Annotated in this window: 22 protein-coding genes and 1 tRNA gene; 12 read left to right on the forward strand and 11 right to left on the reverse strand. The window is 67.6% G+C overall.

Going from position 1 to position 16,833, the window contains the following annotated elements:
• Positions 1–45: 45 nt before the first annotated feature.
• The 3 genes from IDF66_RS18355 to IDF66_RS18365 are packed head-to-tail and all read right to left on the reverse strand — an operon-like array spanning position 46 to position 4,092.
• Positions 46–2,124: an ATP-dependent DNA helicase gene (locus IDF66_RS18355; RefSeq protein ID WP_164306562.1), complete on the reverse strand. Its 2,079-nt coding sequence runs from the start codon at positions 2,122–2,124 to the stop codon at positions 46–48.
• Positions 2,125–2,179: 55 nt separating this feature from the next.
• Positions 2,180–2,779 carry an isochorismatase family protein gene (locus tag IDF66_RS18360; protein WP_164306563.1) on the reverse strand — a complete coding sequence of 200 codons (600 nt, stop codon included), beginning with the start codon at positions 2,777–2,779 and terminating at the stop codon, positions 2,180–2,182.
• 8 nt (positions 2,780–2,787) lie between these two features.
• Positions 2,788–4,092, reverse strand: a complete 1,305-nt coding sequence (locus IDF66_RS18365; RefSeq protein ID WP_190268102.1) for a nicotinate phosphoribosyltransferase — start codon at positions 4,090–4,092, stop codon at positions 2,788–2,790.
• A 134-nt stretch (positions 4,093–4,226) separates the two neighbouring features.
• Here IDF66_RS18365 and clpS point away from each other — a divergent pair, with 134 nt between their 5' ends.
• The 11 genes from clpS (at position 4,227) to rdgB (ending at position 11,930) form a co-directional block, all read left to right on the forward strand.
• A complete protein-coding gene (gene clpS, locus IDF66_RS18370) occupies positions 4,227–4,574 on the forward strand; it encodes an ATP-dependent Clp protease adapter ClpS (protein WP_223309877.1) in 348 nt (115 codons plus the stop codon).
• Between the two features lie 18 nt (positions 4,575–4,592).
• Positions 4,593–5,168: an oxidative stress transcriptional regulator AosR gene (gene aosR, locus IDF66_RS18375; protein WP_164306565.1), complete on the forward strand. Its 576-nt coding sequence runs from the start codon at positions 4,593–4,595 to the stop codon at positions 5,166–5,168.
• Positions 5,165–6,256, forward strand: coding sequence for a P1 family peptidase (locus tag IDF66_RS18380; protein WP_317628762.1), 1,092 nt, complete (start codon positions 5,165–5,167; stop codon positions 6,254–6,256). The genes aosR and IDF66_RS18380 overlap by 4 nt, the downstream gene beginning before the upstream one ends.
• A gap of 130 nt (positions 6,257–6,386) precedes the next feature.
• Complete coding sequence (locus IDF66_RS18385; protein WP_317628789.1) at positions 6,387–6,794, forward strand: M67 family metallopeptidase; 408 nt, start codon at positions 6,387–6,389, stop codon at positions 6,792–6,794.
• Between the two features lie 4 nt (positions 6,795–6,798).
• Positions 6,799–7,071, forward strand: a complete 273-nt coding sequence (locus tag IDF66_RS18390; RefSeq protein ID WP_164306567.1) for a MoaD/ThiS family protein — start codon at positions 6,799–6,801, stop codon at positions 7,069–7,071.
• 6 nt (positions 7,072–7,077) lie between these two features.
• Positions 7,078–8,049: a PLP-dependent cysteine synthase family protein gene (locus IDF66_RS18395; protein WP_190268104.1), complete on the forward strand. Its 972-nt coding sequence runs from the start codon at positions 7,078–7,080 to the stop codon at positions 8,047–8,049.
• A 116-nt stretch (positions 8,050–8,165) separates the two neighbouring features.
• Positions 8,166–8,795 (forward strand): rhomboid family intramembrane serine protease, encoded by a 630-nt coding sequence (locus IDF66_RS18400; protein WP_190268105.1) that lies wholly within the window; start codon positions 8,166–8,168, stop codon positions 8,793–8,795.
• On the forward strand, positions 8,792–9,640 hold the full coding sequence (murI, locus tag IDF66_RS18405) for a glutamate racemase (RefSeq protein WP_387999724.1): 849 nt from the start codon (positions 8,792–8,794) through the stop codon (positions 9,638–9,640). The genes IDF66_RS18400 and murI overlap by 4 nt, the downstream gene beginning before the upstream one ends.
• 87 nt (positions 9,641–9,727) lie before the next feature.
• Positions 9,728–10,495, forward strand: coding sequence for a cyclic nucleotide-degrading phosphodiesterase (locus IDF66_RS18410; protein WP_164306570.1), 768 nt, complete (start codon positions 9,728–9,730; stop codon positions 10,493–10,495).
• Positions 10,496–10,557: 62 nt separating this feature from the next.
• Positions 10,558–11,316 (forward strand): ribonuclease PH, encoded by a 759-nt coding sequence (rph, locus tag IDF66_RS18415; protein ID WP_190268106.1) that lies wholly within the window; start codon positions 10,558–10,560, stop codon positions 11,314–11,316.
• Complete coding sequence (gene rdgB / locus IDF66_RS18420; protein WP_190268107.1) at positions 11,313–11,930, forward strand: RdgB/HAM1 family non-canonical purine NTP pyrophosphatase; 618 nt, start codon at positions 11,313–11,315, stop codon at positions 11,928–11,930. The genes rph and rdgB overlap by 4 nt, the downstream gene beginning before the upstream one ends.
• 14 nt (positions 11,931–11,944) lie before the next feature.
• Here rdgB and IDF66_RS18425 read toward each other — a convergent pair whose 3' ends face one another.
• The 3 genes from IDF66_RS18425 to IDF66_RS18435 form a co-directional block, all read right to left on the reverse strand.
• Positions 11,945–13,048 (reverse strand): glycosyltransferase, encoded by a 1,104-nt coding sequence (locus IDF66_RS18425; RefSeq protein ID WP_190268108.1) that lies wholly within the window; start codon positions 13,046–13,048, stop codon positions 11,945–11,947.
• A 110-nt stretch (positions 13,049–13,158) separates the two neighbouring features.
• Positions 13,159–13,503, reverse strand: coding sequence for a DUF3817 domain-containing protein (locus IDF66_RS18430; protein ID WP_164306574.1), 345 nt, complete (start codon positions 13,501–13,503; stop codon positions 13,159–13,161).
• The gene (locus IDF66_RS18435; protein WP_164306575.1) at positions 13,500–13,937 is read right to left on the reverse strand and encodes a transcriptional regulator; all 438 of its coding nucleotides are present in this window, start codon (positions 13,935–13,937) and stop codon (positions 13,500–13,502) included. Before IDF66_RS18435 ends, IDF66_RS18430 begins: the two co-directional genes overlap by 4 nt.
• A 78-nt stretch (positions 13,938–14,015) precedes the next feature.
• On the opposite strand from IDF66_RS18435, the gene IDF66_RS18440 reads away from it, so the two are divergent.
• Positions 14,016–14,100 (forward strand) — tRNA-Leu (locus tag IDF66_RS18440).
• Here the strand turns inward: IDF66_RS18440 and IDF66_RS24150 are convergent.
• The 5 genes from IDF66_RS24150 to IDF66_RS18460 all read right to left on the reverse strand — a co-directional run bounded on the left by IDF66_RS24150 (position 14,079) and on the right by IDF66_RS18460 (position 16,830).
• Positions 14,079–14,366, reverse strand: a complete 288-nt coding sequence (locus IDF66_RS24150; protein WP_223309882.1) for an ankyrin repeat domain-containing protein — start codon at positions 14,364–14,366, stop codon at positions 14,079–14,081. The two genes, IDF66_RS18440 and IDF66_RS24150, sit on opposite strands and share 22 nt — an antisense overlap.
• Positions 14,288–14,491, reverse strand: coding sequence for an ankyrin repeat domain-containing protein (locus tag IDF66_RS23875; protein WP_223309854.1), 204 nt, complete (start codon positions 14,489–14,491; stop codon positions 14,288–14,290). Before IDF66_RS23875 ends, IDF66_RS24150 begins: the two co-directional genes overlap by 79 nt.
• A gap of 114 nt (positions 14,492–14,605) precedes the next feature.
• Positions 14,606–14,773 carry a hypothetical protein gene (locus IDF66_RS18450; protein WP_190268109.1) on the reverse strand — a complete coding sequence of 56 codons (168 nt, stop codon included), beginning with the start codon at positions 14,771–14,773 and terminating at the stop codon, positions 14,606–14,608.
• Between the two features lie 154 nt (positions 14,774–14,927).
• A complete protein-coding gene (locus IDF66_RS18455) occupies positions 14,928–15,953 on the reverse strand; it encodes a Gfo/Idh/MocA family protein (protein WP_190268110.1) in 1,026 nt (341 codons plus the stop codon).
• Position 15,954: 1 nt separating this feature from the next.
• Positions 15,955–16,830, reverse strand: coding sequence for a sugar phosphate isomerase/epimerase family protein (locus IDF66_RS18460; RefSeq protein ID WP_190268111.1), 876 nt, complete (start codon positions 16,828–16,830; stop codon positions 15,955–15,957).
• Positions 16,831–16,833: the final 3 nt, after the last annotated feature.

Here is a 16,833-nt window from a genome sequence, read left to right on the forward strand (position 1 = left end):
TCTGGCGCACGCTCGGGTACGGCGACGCCGGCATCGCTGCCGTTCTCAACCGTAGGGGATCGCGGCCAGTCTGCCCAACGCAGAACGCACCAGATCACCATCGGTCGTACGCCAGAACGGCGGCAACGACGCAAGCAGATACCCACCGTATCCGGCCGTCGCCAAACGGGAGTCCAGAACGGCGACGACACCGCGATCATCCGTGGAGCGCAGCAGTCGCCCGGCGCCCTGGGCGAGCAGCAGAGCGGCGTGATTGGCCGCGACCGTGAGGAATCCGTTGCCTCCCCGAGCCTCCACGGCGCGTTGGCGCGCGGTGAGCAGGGGATCGTCGGGCCGGGGGAACGGGACACGGTCGATGACCACCAGGCTGCACGACGGCCCGGGGACGTCGACACCCTGCCAGAGCGACAGGGTCCCGAACAGGCACGTCTCGGGATCGTCGGCGAACCTGCGGACCAAGGCGGAGGTGGTGTCCTCGCCCTGGCAGAGCACCGGGTGATGGGTGCGTCCCCGGATGGCTTCCGCGGCCTCCCGCGCCGCGCGCATCGAGGAGAACAGCCCGAGGGTGCGTCCACCTGCCGCGTCGACGAGACCGGCGAGCTCGTCGAGCGTCACATCGGCGATCGCGTCCCGGCCCGGTCGCGGCAGGTGGCGCGCGACGTAGAGGATGGCCGCCTTTCGGTAGTCGAACGGTGAGCCCGCGTCGAGGCCGGTCCAGCGTGGCGGCGCGTCGTCGGCGGGTGCGGTCTTTCCGATCGCCATGGCGTCGATGTCGCCGGTCGGCACCTCGGTCGACGGGTCGGCGCCGTCGGTGTCACGGCGGCCGGCGGCGGGCAGACCCCAGGTCGCGGCGAGCGCATCGAAATTGCCACCGACGGTCAGCGTGGCAGACGTCAGGATGACCGTCGCCTTGGCGAACAGCGACGCCCGCAGCAGACCACCGACCGACAGGGGCGCGATACGGAGCACTGCACGGGTGTCCTGTCCGACCTTGTCGTGTGCCACCCACACCACGTCGCGCCGCTTCGCCTCGTCGGGCGAGTCGAACGCGCCGAGGAGGCGTACCACGGTGTCGTGGGTGTCCTCGAGTGATGTGAGGGCCGCCGAGCGGGCGGCGGCCGAATCGTCGCCTGCGCCGGGCATCCGGACCGGCCCGATCGCATTGCGGGCCTGCCACAGACGATCACGCAACCCGGCAAGGGCCTCTGCCATGCCGGACGGCAACCGGATCCACTCGCGGGCAGGCGATTCGGCGAGCAGGCCGTCGAGGTTCTCGCCTGCACCCAGCAATGCATCAGTGGTCTCGTCGTCGATGAGCTTGCCGCAGCGTCGCGCGACCAGGGTGATCCCGGCGCCGGAGATCTCGGCGGTGGACACCGAGGTGATGCGATCGACGAGCTCGTGTGCCTCGTCGATCACCACCACGTCGTGTTCGGGCAGAATGCTGGCCGGGCTCATCGCGTCGATCGCGAGCAGCGCGTGATTGGTGACGATGACGTCGACCTGCCCGGCTGCGCGGCGGGATCGTTCTGCGAAACAGTCCTCGGCGTAGCTGCAGTTGGCAGCGCCGAGACATTCGCGTGCCGTCACACTCACCTGACGCCACGAGCGATCGGACACACCGGGGGAGAGGTCGTCGCGGTCGCCCGTCTCGGTGTCCGACGTCCACTCGCGGAGGCGGGTGACCTCCCGGCCGGTGCGCGACAGTTCGAACGCGTCGAAGAGTTCGGTGGCCGGCTCCTCTGCGGTCCCACTGTGGATCTTGTTGAGGCACAGATAGTTTCCTCGACCCTTGAGGATCGCGAAGGTCGGCTCCCGGTGTAGGGAGCCGGTGAGTGCCGGTGCCAGGCGGGGCAGGTCGCGCTCGATGAGCTGGCGTTGCAGTGCGATCGTCGCGGTCGACACCACCACCGTTCGACCGGATTCGACGGCGTGTCGGATCGCCGGGACGAGGTAGGCGAGCGACTTGCCCGTACCGGTGCCCGCCTGGACCGCCAGATGTTCCCCGGTGTCGATGGCGTGGGCGACTGCCGAGGCCATCCGGACCTGACCGTCACGGCGGCTGCCGCCGAGGGCGGTGACCGCGGTGTCGAGCAGGGCGGTGACCGATGGGATGGCGCTCATCCGGTCGGGGCCGTTGCGCTCGACGCCGTGTGGTGCGCAGTGATGCGGGACCGCGTCATTCGATGTGTGCGGAACCGTCGTACAGCAGATCGCCCGTGAGATCGATTCCTGCCGAGCTCATCTCGGAAAGCGCTTTCGACGCCGTGGCGGCGGCGACGGCTGCGGTGAAGTTCAACAGGACACGAGTCTCGAACCCCTCTTTCACGGCATCGAGCGCCGTCGCGCGTACGCAGTGATCGGTCGCGATCCCGACGATGTCGACGTGTGTGATCCCGTGATCGCGCAGCCAATCCGCCAGGGAGGTGCCGTCGTCGGCGGACCCCTCGAATCCGGAGTACGCGGCGCTGTAGTGCCCCTTCGAGAAGACCTCCTGGGCGACCGATGCGTCGAACGAGGGGTGGAACCAGACGCCGTCCGTGCCGACCCGGCAGTGCGGCGGCCACGAGTCGACGAAGTCGGGTTCATCGGAGAAATGATCGCCAGGGTCGATGTGATAGTCGCGTGTCGCGACGACGGTGCGGTAGTCGTGCATGATCGTCTCGAGTGCTGCGGCGACCGCTGCACCACCGTTGACTCCGAGCGCGCCACCCTCGCAGAAGTCGTTCTGCACGTCGACGACGATCAGCGCATGGTCCTTGGGTTCGTGATCGGACATCGCGACTCCTAATCGAGCAGGTAGCGGGTGGGCACTGCCGGGTCGCCGTGCGACAGGCCGAGGCCCTCCCACGGGAGACTCACCAGTGCGTCGCCGAGATGGGTGCGGCCGTCGCCGAGCGAGGGCAGACCGTCCAACCGATCGCCTCCCCGCACCAGCGGGATCTGTAGTGGCCGAACGGACAGGCCGTCGGTCGGCGGCGGATCGTCGGTCGCGCGATAGACGATCTCCTCGACGATGGTGCCGCTGGGACGAGCCGCTCGCATCGCGGATTTGGCCCCGCCCTTGGACTCCTTGTGGCTCGAGCGCTTGGCGACCGGAATCCCGTCGACCTCCACGAGCTTGTAGATCATGCCTGCGGTGGGGGCCCCGCTGCCGGTGACCAGCGCGGTGCCGACGCCGTAGGTGTCCACCGGCTCGGCGCGCAGCGACGCGATGGCGTACTCGTCGAGGTCGCCCGAGACGACGATCTTGGTGTCGGTCGCACCGAGGTCGTCGAGTTGTTCGCGGACCTGGCGGGCGAGAACACCGAGATCGCCGGAGTCGATCCGGACGCCGCCGAGTTCGGGGCCTGCGACCTCGATCGCATTCCGGACGCCCTGGGTGATGTCGTAGGTGTCGACCAAGAGGGTGGTGCCGGTCCCGAGGACCGCGATCTGGGCCGCGAATGCCGCCTTCTCATCGGGTCCGTCCGCTCCGGCGAAGCCGAGGGTGAAGGCATGTGCGGCGGTGCCGGCACTCGGCACCCCGTAGGTGCGGGCCGCCTCGAGATTGGAGGTCGCGGCGACACCGGCCAGATAGGCGGCGCGGGCGCTCGACACCGCGGCCCGCTCATGCGTACGGCGGGATCCCATCTCGATGATCGGGCGTGACGCTGCGGCGCTGACCATCCGGGCCGCTGCGGAGGCGATCGCGCTGTCATGGTTGAGGATCGAGAGGACCAGCGTCTCGAGCAGGACGCCCTCGGCGAAGCTCGCGCGGACGGTCAGGATCGGAGACCCCGGGAAATAGAGTTCGCCCTCGCGGTAACCGTCGATGTCCCCGGAGAACCGGTAATCGCGTAGCCAGTCGACGGTGTCGGCATCGAGGAACCGGCTCACCACCGCGAGCTCGTCGCCGCCGAAGCGGAATCCGGCGAGCTCGTCCAAGAGCCGCCCCGTACCTGCCACCACGCCGTAGCGGCGGCCGTCGGGCAGCCGCCTCGCGAACACCTCGAACACGCACGGACGGTGCGCGACAGGGTGGTGCAACGCGGCCGAGACCATGGTCAGTTCGTACTGATCGGTCAGCAGCGCGGTGTTGTCGATGGTCACAATCGCTTACCCTTGGTCCTATGGCGCCTGACGAAACTCGTGCGCACGAGGCTACCCCGGGCGGGCGAAGCGACGGGAGAAGGCTCGGCGAGCGTAGCGACGGGAAATTCCTCGGCGAGCGTAGCGACGGGAGATTGCTCGGCGAGCGTAGCGACGGGAAATTCCTCGGCGAGCGAAGCGACGGGGAATCCACCCCCGGTGGTACCGCAGTTGCCGAACCCGGTGTCGCCGACGGCGCGACCGCTCTCGACCGGCCCTGGGTGACGATCGTCTGGGACGATCCGGTCAACCTCATGAGGTATGTCACCTTTGTGTTCCAGAAGATCTTCGGATACTCCGAGTCCCGGGCCAACCAGCTCATGATGCAGGTCCACAACGAGGGCAAGGCCGTGGTGTCGGCGGGTGCCCGCGACAAGGTGGAGTCCGACGTCCGGAAGCTGCATGCGGCGGGTCTGTGGGCGACCATGCAGCGGGATGCCTGAGCGGGGACCTGGCAACACGTGCGTACCTGGAAGCGCAAGGGCCGTGGCCCCTCGATGCGTATCTGCTCCAACCTCGACGTGCACGAGGTCGAACTGCTGGTGTCGATGGTGACGTCGCTGAGGGAGTTGCTCTCGGAACGCGAATCCACCGCGCCCCGCGACGAGCTCTCCGACCTCACCGGTATCCGTACCGGACACTCCGCCGCACCCGGCGACGCCACCCTCGGACGTCTGCTGCCCGACTTCCACCGGCCGGATCAAGATCAGGAACTGACCGCCGACGTCGTCAACGGTGACGTCAACGGTGCGCTCCGAAGTGTTCACGAGCCCCACATCATCGACGCGAAGATGGCGGCCGCACAGGTGGTGCTCGACACGCTGCCGCCCGGCGGCGGCGACCTGGCCCTCACCGAGGATCAGGCGATGGAGTGGCTGACGGCACTGAACGACGTCCGGCTCGCGCTCGGCGCGATGCTCGGCATCTCCGAGGACACCCCGGACCAGCTGCCCCCGGACCATCCACACGCGGCCCATCTCGATGTCTACCACTGGCTCACGGTGATGCAGGAACTCCTCGTGGAATCGTTGCCGTGATCGCCCCGTCGGGTGACCGGATCACCGACGTCGCAGGTATCGAGGTCGGTCATCACCACCGGATCGATCCGGATGCGGTGCTCGCCGACCCCGACGCCGGCCGCGAGGGCAGCGGCTGGGCGACGGGCGTCACGGTCATTCGGATATCCCGCCCGAACGCGGTCTGTGCGGTGGACGTGCGCGGCGGCGGACCGGGTACTCGGGAGACCGATCTGCTCGATCCCGTGAACAGCGTCCAGACCGCGAACGCCATCGTGCTCGCCGGTGGCAGTGCGTACGGACTGGCGGCCGCCGACGGGGTGATGTCGGGTCTGGAGTCCGCGGGGGTCGGCCTGCGAATGGACGACCTGGGTCACGTGGTGCCGATCGTGCCGGGCGCGGTGATCTTCGACCTCCCGGTGGGTTCGTGGGAGAACCGACCGGACGCCGCGTTCGGTCGGGCCGCGTTGTCCTCGGCGACGGTCGATCTCGAGGTGGGCAGCGTCGGTGCGGGTGCGGGGGCGCGGGCCGGGGCCCTCAAGGGCGGTGTGGGGACGGCGTCGATCCTGATCGAGAACGGGCCGGCCGCCGGGGTGACGGTCGGTGCTCTCATGGTGGTCAACCCGGTCGGTTCGGTGATCGACAAGGCGACAGGATTGCCTTGGGCGGCAACAGATACCGATCTTCAGCGGCTGGGTCTACGGCGACCGTCGGAGCGTGATGTCGCCGACCATGCCGACCTGGTCGCCAAGCAGACGGTGCTCAACACGACCATCGGGGTGGTGGCCACCGACGCGGTCCTGGACCCGGCGTCGACCCGTCGGGTCGCGATGGTCGGTCACGACGGCATCGCGCGATCGATTGTGCCTGCACATTCCCCGCTGGACGGGGACACCGTCTTCGCGGTGTCGACGGGCGCGGTTCTTCCCGATCAGCCGGACGTTCCGGTTGGCATGAACCCTGGCGTGGCGTTGCTGGCCGAGGTCTGCCGGGCCGCGGCGGACGTGGTGGCGCGGGCGATCGTCGGTGCGGTGCTGGCCGCGACCCCGGTGGCGGGGCTGCCGACCTTCCGCGACGTGTTGCCATCCGCATGTCGAGCGACCGACTGAGATCGATGCAGCTCCGCACACCGACATTTGCGTTGGGCCGCACGGTTCGTGTGACCTGGGTCGGGTGCGGGCCCGGAATAGCGACGGCCGGGCCGACGTTGTCGCCGAGCGTGACGAGAGGTGGGACGAAGTGCTGACGATCGGTCAGGGGTTGGTCGATGCGATGGTGGCGCACGCTCGGGCCGATCATCCGGACGAGGCGTGCGGGATCATCGCCGGGCCCGAGGGGTCCGATCGACCCGAACGGTTTGTCGCGATGGTCAACGCCGAGCGTTCCCCGACCTTCTACCGTTTCGATTCGGGTGAGCAGCTGAAGGTGTGGCGGGAGATGGATCGCCTCGACGAGGAGCCGGTGGTGATCTATCACTCGCACACCGCGACCGAGGCCTACCCGAGCCGCACCGACATCTCGTATGCGAGCGAACCGAACGCCCATTACGTGCTGGTGTCCACCCGGGACGCCGACAACGCGGAGATCCGCAGCTATCGCATCGTCGATGGTGTGGTGACCGAAGAGCCGATAGAGATCAGGAGCTGACCCCATGGCGGTAACCGTGTCCATCCCGACCATCCTGCGTACGCACACGGGTGGTGAGAAGCGTGTGGAGGCGTCCGGGGCGACCCTCTCCGAGGTCATCGACAATCTCGAGTCGGCCAACCCCGGGATCAAGGAACGCCTCGTCGCCGACGGCAAGTTGCACCGTTTCGTCAACATCTATGTCAACGACGAGGACGTGCGGTTCTCCGGCGGCCTCGACACGACGATCGGCGACGGCGACGATGTGACGATCCTTCCCGCCGTCGCGGGCGGATAGGTCTCGGTGGCCCGCTACACGTCGCTCATCGACTCGGTGGGGCACACGCCCCTGATCGGTCTGCAGCGACTCTCGCCGCGCTGGGACGGGACAGCCGACGGTCCGCATGTGCGCCTGTGGGCCAAACTCGAGGACCGTAATCCGACCGGTTCCATCAAGGACCGTCCCGCGTTGCGGATGATCGAGCAGGCCGAGCGTGACGGGTTGTTGGCGCCCGGATCGATCATCCTCGAACCGACCAGCGGCAACACCGGGATCAGTTTGGCGATGGCTGCCAAGCTGAAGGGTTATCAGCTGATCTGCGTCATGCCCGAGAACACCTCGGAGGAACGCCGGTCGCTGTTGAAGATGTTTGGCGCGCAGGTGATCTCGTCGCCTGCGGCCGGCGGTTCCAATACCGCGGTCGCGATGGCGAAAGATCTCGCGGCCGAGCATCCCGACTGGGTGATGCTCTACCAGTACGGCAACGAGGCCAACATGCTCGCCCACTACGAGGGAACCGGGCCGGAGCTGTTCGAGGATCTGCCGGAGATCACCCACTTCGTGGCGGGGCTCGGCACCACGGGCACCCTCATGGGTGTCGGCCGCTATCTGCGTGAGCAGAACCCCGACATCGAGATCGTCGCCGCCGAGCCGCGTTACGGCGACGAGGTCTACGGCCTGCGCAACATCGACGAGGGCTTTGTGCCCGAGCTCTATGACGACTCGGTGCTGACCCGGCGGTTCTCCGTCCAGGGCGTCGACGCCGTCGCCCGGGTACGCGAGCTCATCGACGCCGAGGGGATCTTCGCCGGGATCTCCACCGGAGCGATCCTGCAGGCCGCACGCGGAGTCGGCCGGGGTGCGATGAAGAACGGCCAACGCGCCGACATCGGCCTGGTCATCCCCGACGCGGGGTGGAAGTATCTGAGCACCGGAGCCTACGAAGGTAGCCTGGAGCAGGCAGAGCAGGCGCTCGAAGGTCAGCTCTGGGCATGACCCCGCCGGTCTGGACTCGACTGGCCCCACCGCAGGCCGACGGGCCCCAACCGTTGGCCGAGTAGTCGGCGAGGGTGCGAGTCGACGTATCGAGACCACCACCGACGAGGACGTAGATGACAGCCAATCCGGCACCCGCACGGCCCACGCCGCGCCCCCTCTGGCAGCGTTCGGCGCTGATCATGGCCGCGATCGCCGTGCTGCTGTTCGTGATCGAGGCGATCGATGCGGCGACCGATTATCGGCTCGACGACGCCGGTATCGTGCCCCGTCAGGTCGACGGCCTCGACGGCATCGTCTGGGCGCCGTTTCTGCATGTCGACTGGGCGCATCTCATCGGGAATCTCATCCCCGGGCTCATCCTCGGATTCCTGCTGTTGCTGACGAGGCGTTTCGTCCTCGTCACGCTGATCGTCTGGGTGGTCTCCGGGGTGGGCGTGTGGCTGTTCGGGCCGGCGTACACGCCGACGGTGGGCGCATCCGGGATCATCTTCGGCTGGCTGACGTACCTGCTCATCCGTGGACTGTTCAACAGGGATCTGTGGCAGATACTCGCCGGAGCCGTCCTTTTCCTGGTCTACGGGTCGATCCTGTGGGGCGTGCTGCCTGGTAATCCGGGCGTCTCCTGGCAGGGGCACCTGTTCGGTGCTCTCGGAGGGGTGCTCGCCGCCTGGTTCCTCGCCGACCGGGACCGCCGTCGCAAGGTCAAGGCCGGCACGCCGCAGTTCCCGGGGGTGTCGTCATAACGGCGAACAACAACGGCGACGGGCGCGCCCACGCCGTAGCCGGGCCGGCTGATCCGACGGCTCCCATCGGCATCTTCGACTCCGGCGTCGGCGGATTGACGGTGGCGCGCGCGATCATCGATCTCCTGCCCGACGAGGACGTCATCTACATCGGTGACACCGCCAACGGCCCGTATGGCCCGCTCGCGATCCCCGACATCCGGCGACACGCCCTCACCATCGGCGACGACCTCGCCGAACGAGGCGTGAAAGCAATTGTGATCGCCTGCAATACGGCCTCGGCGGCGTGTCTGCGCGATGCCCGTGAGCGATATGCGCCGATCCCGGTCGTCGAGGTGATCCTCCCCGCGGTCCGCCGTGCGGTGGTGGCGACCAAGACCGGACGTATCGGAGTGATCGGCACCGAGGCGACCATCGCCTCACGCGCCTACCAGGATTCGTTCGCCGCGGCCCGGGACGCGGAGATCACCGCGGTGGCCTGCCCGCGGTTCGTCGACTTCGTCGAACGGGGCATCACCAGCGGCAGGCAGATCCTCGGTCTCGCGCAGGGCTACCTCGAACCCCTTCAGGAGGCCGACGTCGACACGGTCGTGCTGGGATGTACGCACTATCCGTTGCTGTCCGGCGTCATCCAGTTGGCGATGGGCGATCAGGTCACCCTGGTGTCCAGCGCGGAGGAGACGGCGAAGGATCTGTTCCGGGTGCTGACGGAGCGCGATCATCTGCACCCGCACTCCGACCGTGAGGCCGTCCGGGAGTTCCGGTCCACCGGCGATCCCGAGTTCTTCGCCCGCCTGTCCAGCCGTTTCCTCGGTCCGGCGATCGGTCAGGTACAGCATCTCTGATCGCCGCATCGCTCTTCTGAACAGTCGTTGGCCAGTTGTGACCCGTACCTGGTCACTATCCGACGACAGCGTGGCACAGTAGGGCATATGCGTCTGACGGTCCTCGGATGTTCCGGAAGTGTGGGCGGCCCTGGCGCCGCATGCTCCGGATATCTGCTGTCGACCGAAGGCCGCCGTCCGGTGCTGATCGACTGCGGTCCCGGCGTCCTCGGCGAGCTGCAGAAGGTGGTCGATCCCGTCGATGTCGACGTCGTCCTCAGCCATCTGCATGCCGACCACTGCCTCGACCTACCCGCGATGCTGGTGTGGCGGCGGTATGCGCCGTGCCCGGCGCCGTGCCGCGCCCGGCTGTACGGACCGCCCGGTACCGCGTTGCGGGTGGGCGCGGCGTCCGCGGAGATCCCTGGTGACATCGACGACATCTCGGACACCTTCGACATCGTCGAGTGGCAGGACGGTGTCCCGGAGTTGTTGGACGGTGTGGAGATCGTCCCGACGAAGGTCAACCATCCGCCCGAGACCTTCGGAATGCGCCTCACCGGACCCGACGGGCAGGTGATCGCCTACAGCGGCGACACCGCGATGTGCGACGAGGTCGTCGACGTGGCCGCCGGTGCCGACATCTTCCTGTGCGAGGCGACCTGGACCCATGCACCGGACGAGCGACCGCCCAACCTGCATCTCTCCGGGTATGAGGCCGGTCAGATCGCCACCAAGGCCGGCGTGCGGTCACTGGCATTGACCCATCTCGCGCCGTGGTTCGACGCGGAGGCCATCCTGAGCGAGGCACGCTCGACGTTCTCCGGACCGGTCGACCTGGTACGGCCCGGACAGGTTTTCGATCTCGTCCCCTGAGGACCTCCTCCGCCCGGCAGGCCGATCGATCGCCCGTCAGACGGATAGTTACAGTTGGGATCGTGACGACACGAGCTGACGGCAGGACCGACGACGAACTGCGACCGATCACCTTCACCCGCGGGTTCACGAGCCATCCGGCGGGCTCCGTGCTCGTCGAGTTCGGCCAGACCCGCGTGATGTGCACGGCCAGCGTGACCGAAGGCGTGCCGCCCTGGCGTCGTGGTTCGGGGCTGGGCTGGCTCACCGCCGAGTACGCGATGCTCCCGTCATCGACGCACGAGCGTTCTCGTCGCGAATCGGTGAAGGGCAAGATCGGCGGGCGGACCCACGAGATCAGCCGGCTCGTCGGGCGCTCGTTGCGCGCCTGCATCGACCTGGCGGCGCTGGGCGAGAACACCATCGCCATCGACTGCGACGTCCTGCAGGCCGACGGGGGGACCCGCACAGCGGCGATCACCGGCGCCTACGTGGCACTCGCCGACGCCGTCACTTGGCTGGGTGCCGCCGAGCGACTCAAGGATCCCCAGCCGTTGTCGTGCATGATCGCGGCAGTGAGCGTGGGTGTCGTCGACGGTCGCGTCCGGCTCGACCTTCCCTACGAAGAGGATTCGCGCGCGGAGGTCGACATGAATGTGGTCGCCACCGACGCGGGCACCCTCGTGGAGGTGCAGGGGACGGGTGAGGGCGCGACGTTCCCGCGCGCCACCCTGGACAAACTGCTCGACGTGGCGATGCTCGGGACGGAGCAGCTCTTCGCGGCGCAGCGCGAGGTCTTGGCGCAGCCGTACCCTGGCGAGCTGCCCGGTTCGAAGCAATGACGACCGTCCTCGTCGCCAGCCGTAACGCCAAGAAACTGGCCGAACTCCGGCGCGTGTTGGATGCCGCGGGGATCACCGGAATCGACATTGTCGGCCTCGATGCCGTGCCCGAGTACCCGGAAGAGCCCGAAACCGGTGCGACCTTCGAGGAGAATGCGCTCATCAAGGCAGTGGCTGGTGCACGAGCAACCGGATTTACCTGTCTTGCAGACGATTCCGGTCTGGCAGTGGATGCGTTGAACGGAATGCCGGGTGTCTTGTCGGCACGCTGGTGTGGCCGCCACGGCGACGACCAGGCCAACAACGATCTTCTTCTGGCGCAGATCCACGACGTTCCCGACGATCGTCGTGGGGCGGCATTCGTGTCGGCATGCGCACTGGTCGAGCCGTCGGGGGAGCAGACTGTCACGCGCGGTGAATGGCGGGGCACGATGTTGCGGGCGCCGCGCGGGGACAACGGCTTCGGCTACGACCCGTTGTTCGTGCCGGACGACGAACTCGCACAGGGGCGTTCATCGGGTGAGTTGTCGGGCGCGGACAAAGACGCGCTCAGCCATCGCGGGAAGGCCCTGGCGCAGCTGGTTCCGGCGCTCCGGGAGCTCGCCGCGCGCTGACAGAACGTCGGCCGTCAGCCTCGGTGGACGGCCAACATGCGGGCGATCGAGTCGGGCCAGCGGTATCCGGAGGCCCGCTGCCGGGCAGCCGATTCGCGCTCGGGCCGTGGCAGGGCCAGCACCTGCTCGATGGCGTCGGCAAATGCTTCGGGCGAATTGGCCGCCAGCGCACCACAACTCGCGTCGACCATGCCCGCCACCGCCGACGACGTCGAAGCGACCACCGGTGTCCCCGATGCCAGGGACTCGAGTGCCGACAGGCAGAAGGTCTCGTGGGGGCCGGGTGCCAGGGAGATCTCGGTGGTGGCGAGCAGGGCGGCGATCTGACCGCGGTCGGCGACATGCCCCAGGAACGTGACCGGTAGGTCGCGCGCCGCTCGCTGCAATGCGGGTCGTCGAGGCCCGTCGCCCGCGACGACGAGATGCACCTTGCGGCGTGCCTCGTGCAACCGCGCGATCGCCGCGATGCTGCGATCGGCCCGCTTCTCCGGAGACAGGCGCCCGCAATGGGTGATCAATGTGGTCGTGTGGTCGGCGAACCGGGCGCCGACGGCGGGATCGGCGTGGCGTGGGTCGAAGACGTCGAGGTCGACGCCGAGGGGAGCGTGCTCGACGTTGGTGGCGCCGATGCGATCGAACTCGGCGGCCGCGAAACCCGTGGTGCACACCACGGTGTCGAAGGAGGCGGCGGTCCGTCGGTTGGCCTCGTCGGCGAGTGCGCGCGCCACCGCGTGAGGCATGGTCATCGCGAGCAGTCGGTCGAGCCGCTCGTGCGACACCATGGTCGAGTGAATGTCGCGCCTGCGCGCCCATCGGCCGAAACCGCGAAGGGTGAGGCGATCGGACACCTCGAGCGCGTCGGGTCCGAGATGACCGAGGATGTCGGCCACCCGCCTGGCCGGTGCGACACGGTAACCGCCCGAGAACGGGAGTCGGGGCGCGCTCACCGAGATACGCCGGACCCCACTGGGGAGGGTCTCGGCGTGGTCGTCGACGCCGGGGACCACCAGGATCACTTCATGACCGTCGGCCACGTACCCGGCACCCCACCGGTCGATCGCGGTGCGCAGTCCACCCGACCGGGCCCCATAGAAGTTGGCGAGCTGCACGATGCGCACCCGCTCAATGTGGTCGGACCGGGGTGAACCCGTGCCGACGACCGCACCACGAGCTGTCGATCAGCCCGTGAACACCTCGCCGATCGGGTACACCGTGCCCGTCGTGAGCGTCAGAGGCGGTACTGCGCCTTCACTTCCTTCGTGCGGATGTGCTCGAAGTAGAAGGACAGGAACGGGATGGTGCCCGCGATCGCTGTGACGACGATCTTGCCGAGCGGCCAGCGCACCTTGATCGCCAGATCGATGGTGACGATGAGGTAGACGAAGTAGACCCAGCCGTGCACGATCGGCACGAAGTCGAGCGCGTCGACACCGAATCCGTACTTGAGGATCAGCTCGGCGACCAGCAAGAGCAACCACAGGCCCGTGATCCAGGCGAGGACGCGGTAGCGCAGCAACGCCGGTCGGACCTTCTCCACGGGGGTGCCGGTGGTTGTGCTGGTTGTTTCGGTCACCTGCGATGTTCCTCACTGCTCGACAGAGATTCGTCTGACCGACCGAGTTCGGTCAGATATGCGTTGTATTCGGCCAGCGCGGAATCGTCGTGCTCCGACGGAGCCGACGACAGCGACGACGCGCTCGGGGTGGTGGGCCGCTCGGGCAGGAGGCCCGCGGGGATCTCGGTGGCCCCCTTGGCTCCGGGTGCGATCTTGGCCTTCTCCTCCGGATCACTTTCCAGGACGACGAAGCGACGATAGGCCCAGATGACGGCGACGGCGAACGCCGGCCACTGCAGGGCGTATCCGAGATTCTGGGCGGTGCCCGACGCGGACTCGTACCGGTCCCACTGCCACCACGCCAGCGCGAGACACGCCAGTGCCGCGACGATCACCAGGACGATGAGTGCCGGACGGTGCCGGCGCCTGGGGGTGGAGGAACCCGATTCCATACCGTCGACGGTACCTGGCCAGCGATGATCGGTTCGCGGGCGGTACTCTGACGCAGGCGCCGGTGTGGCCGGCGACACGCGCGAGTGGCGGAATTGGCAGACGCGCTGGATTTAGGTTCCAGTGTCTCAGGACGTGCGGGTTCAAGTCCCGCCTCGCGCACCAGCAGGTCGACAGGGGTAGAGGTCGAGTTTTGCGCAGGAAAGTCGGCCCGCATCACGGTGTTGGGTTGTTTCGGGTCCGGTACCTGACGCCAACAGGAACGTGATGATTGGGAAACACCGATCCGTACCAGCCGGGTTGTTGAGGACAGCGTTACTTAGCGGGTCGTTGCCGTGCTCATCCTTGGCATTCACGTCGGCACCTGCTTCGACAAGCACTCTCGCGGCATCCAGAGCGTCATCTTGCGCCGCGAAGTGGAGGGCGTCCAGTCCGCCTTGTCGCGGACATCCGGTGATACCCCGAGAGCGAGCAGCGACTTGACTTGGTCGACTTCGTTCTCGAGCGCGGCGTAGTGCAGATCGTCGCGGTCCATCGGGTCACCAGTCGGTGCCATGTGACGTTCCCTTCGTGGCGTAGGTTGTTCGGCTACTTGGGCTTGCGTCATTGTTCGCTCGAGCTGCTGAGCTGCGGATACGTGATTCAAGAACGTCTGCAGGACCCGCACCACTCATCCACGGTCCTGGCGCCTCGTGTCGTCGGACGTCGTCTCCTTCTGCTCGTCGCGCTTCTCGTTGACGTCTCGCAGACGGAGCATGCGGCCCACGACGAGTGCGACGACGACGGCAATCGTCACCCAGACGGTGACCAGGATCGCGACGATCAACCACGTGGACATACCCCACGGTACGCACAGGGGGTGCCCGATCGACAAGTCCTCCTGCATACAGCGCTGCGGCGGATGGCGATGTCGGCGGGTTCACGCACGATGGGCGGGAAGTGCACGCACGATGGGCAGGGCGTGTGCCCGGTCGGCGACGGCGGCATGGCCCTCACTCGCCCGGGAACACGATCCCTGTCTCCGCGCGGATGCGGTCCATCACCTCGAGGGTCGCGACCACGTCCGCAGCCGGATGGATGGCGGAGTCGACGGCGCCGTCGGCGATCCGTCGCGCCGCATCGGCGGCCGAGAAGTGCAGCCCGTCCTCATGGGATGCCGGCTCCTCCTCATGGATCAGCGGTTCACCGGTCCGCGGCACCAGCCGGAATGGCCCCGGCTGGTAGAACGGCCCGGCCAGCTCCAGGTACCCGTCCTCACCCGCGACGGATGCGGTGGTCGGGGTGTCGGCCAGGATCGTCGTCGAGACGAGGGACTGGCCGCCGTCGCGGTGTCCCAGGGCCGCCGCGATCTGGCCGTTGAGTTCGTGATTCGCGCCGACACCGATCGCGGACACGGTATGGACCTCACCGAGGGCCCACTGGGCGAAAGCAACCGGGTAGGTGCCCAGGTCCAGCATCGGGCCGCCCGCGAGTGCCGGATCGTAGATCCGGTGGGCGGCGGTGAAGTACTCGCCGTGATCGGCGGCCACGGTGCGCAGTGTCCCGAGTGCCCCGTCGTCCAGGAGTTGGCGGATCACATCGAATTTCGGCAGGAACCTCGTCCACATCGCCTCGCCCGCGAACACCTCGGCTGCGCGGGCCGCCGCGAAGACCTCGCGCGCCTGTGCGGCGTTGATCCCGGCAGGCTTCTCGATGAGGACGTGCTTGCCGGCCGCGATCGCGTCCAGCGCACACCGGTGATGCTGCGGATGTGGCGTGCTGACGTAGACGATGTCGACATCCGGATCGTCGAGGAGCGCAGCGTAACCGGCGCGTGCGCTGGGAATGCCCATGCGCCTGGCGAACTCGTCGGCGCGATCGGCCGAACGTGACCCGACCGCGACGACCCGCTGACCGGTGTGCTTGTGCAGCGCCCCGACGAAGCGCTGCGCGATCCAGCCCGGGCCCATGATTCCCCAGCCGAGTGAGGGCGCCGTCGACGGGTCGAGCGTTCGGGGTGCCGGCAGGTGCCCTGGCACGTCAGCTCCGGTACTTGTCGACGTAGTCGGTCATGGTTGCCAGCTGATACCGCGAGACGTCACTCGCGTTCTCGTTCTCCGCGAAGACACTGGACACCATGACCGTGTCGTCACGGTCGTAGAAGCCGATCGCCCCGAGTGTGCCGAAGAACTCCTCCCAGTTCACGTCACCGTCACCGATCTTCAGGTGCTGGTGCACCCGGACCGCGTTGCCGGGCGGATTGGTGATGTACCGAAGACCATGTGACGCATGGTGATCCATGGTGTCGGCGACGTGGACCAATCGCAGCATGTCGCCGGCGGCGGTCATGATCTCGGCCATGTTGCCACCCATGTGAAAGGAGTGGCATGCCACATAGACGAGGCCGAAATTCTTCGAGTTGATCCCGCGGATCATCCGGATGGCGGCCAAACCGTCCTCGACGAAATCGTCGGGATGCGGATCGATCCGGACATCGATGCCCTCACGCTCGATGATCGGTACCAGTTCCTCCATCGAGCGGAAGAAGGCTCGCTCGGATTCCTCCGGCTTCTCCGGGCGCCCGGAGAACTCGGTGTTCATCACGTTGACGCCCAGGTCGATGGTGATCTGGATGGCGCGCTTCCAGTACCGGACGGCGGCTTCGCGAGCGTCCTCATCCGGACCGGACCACCGCAAGACCGGTAGTACCGACGCGATCCCGACACCTGCATCCGCGCAGGCCGTGCGGAACTTCGCGACCAGGTCGTCGTCGGCCTTGGGGTGGTTGAAGAACGGGATCATGTCCGCGTGCGGCGTCAGCTGGAGGTGGTCGTAGCCGAGATCGGCCACGACGCCGGGCAATTCGAGCAGCGAGTGGCTGTGGTGGAACGGGGTGGGGTCGAGCGCGACCTTCATGGC

The organism is Gordonia hankookensis (assembly GCF_014673215.1).
Lineage (GTDB): Bacteria > Actinomycetota > Actinomycetes > Mycobacteriales > Mycobacteriaceae > Gordonia > Gordonia hankookensis.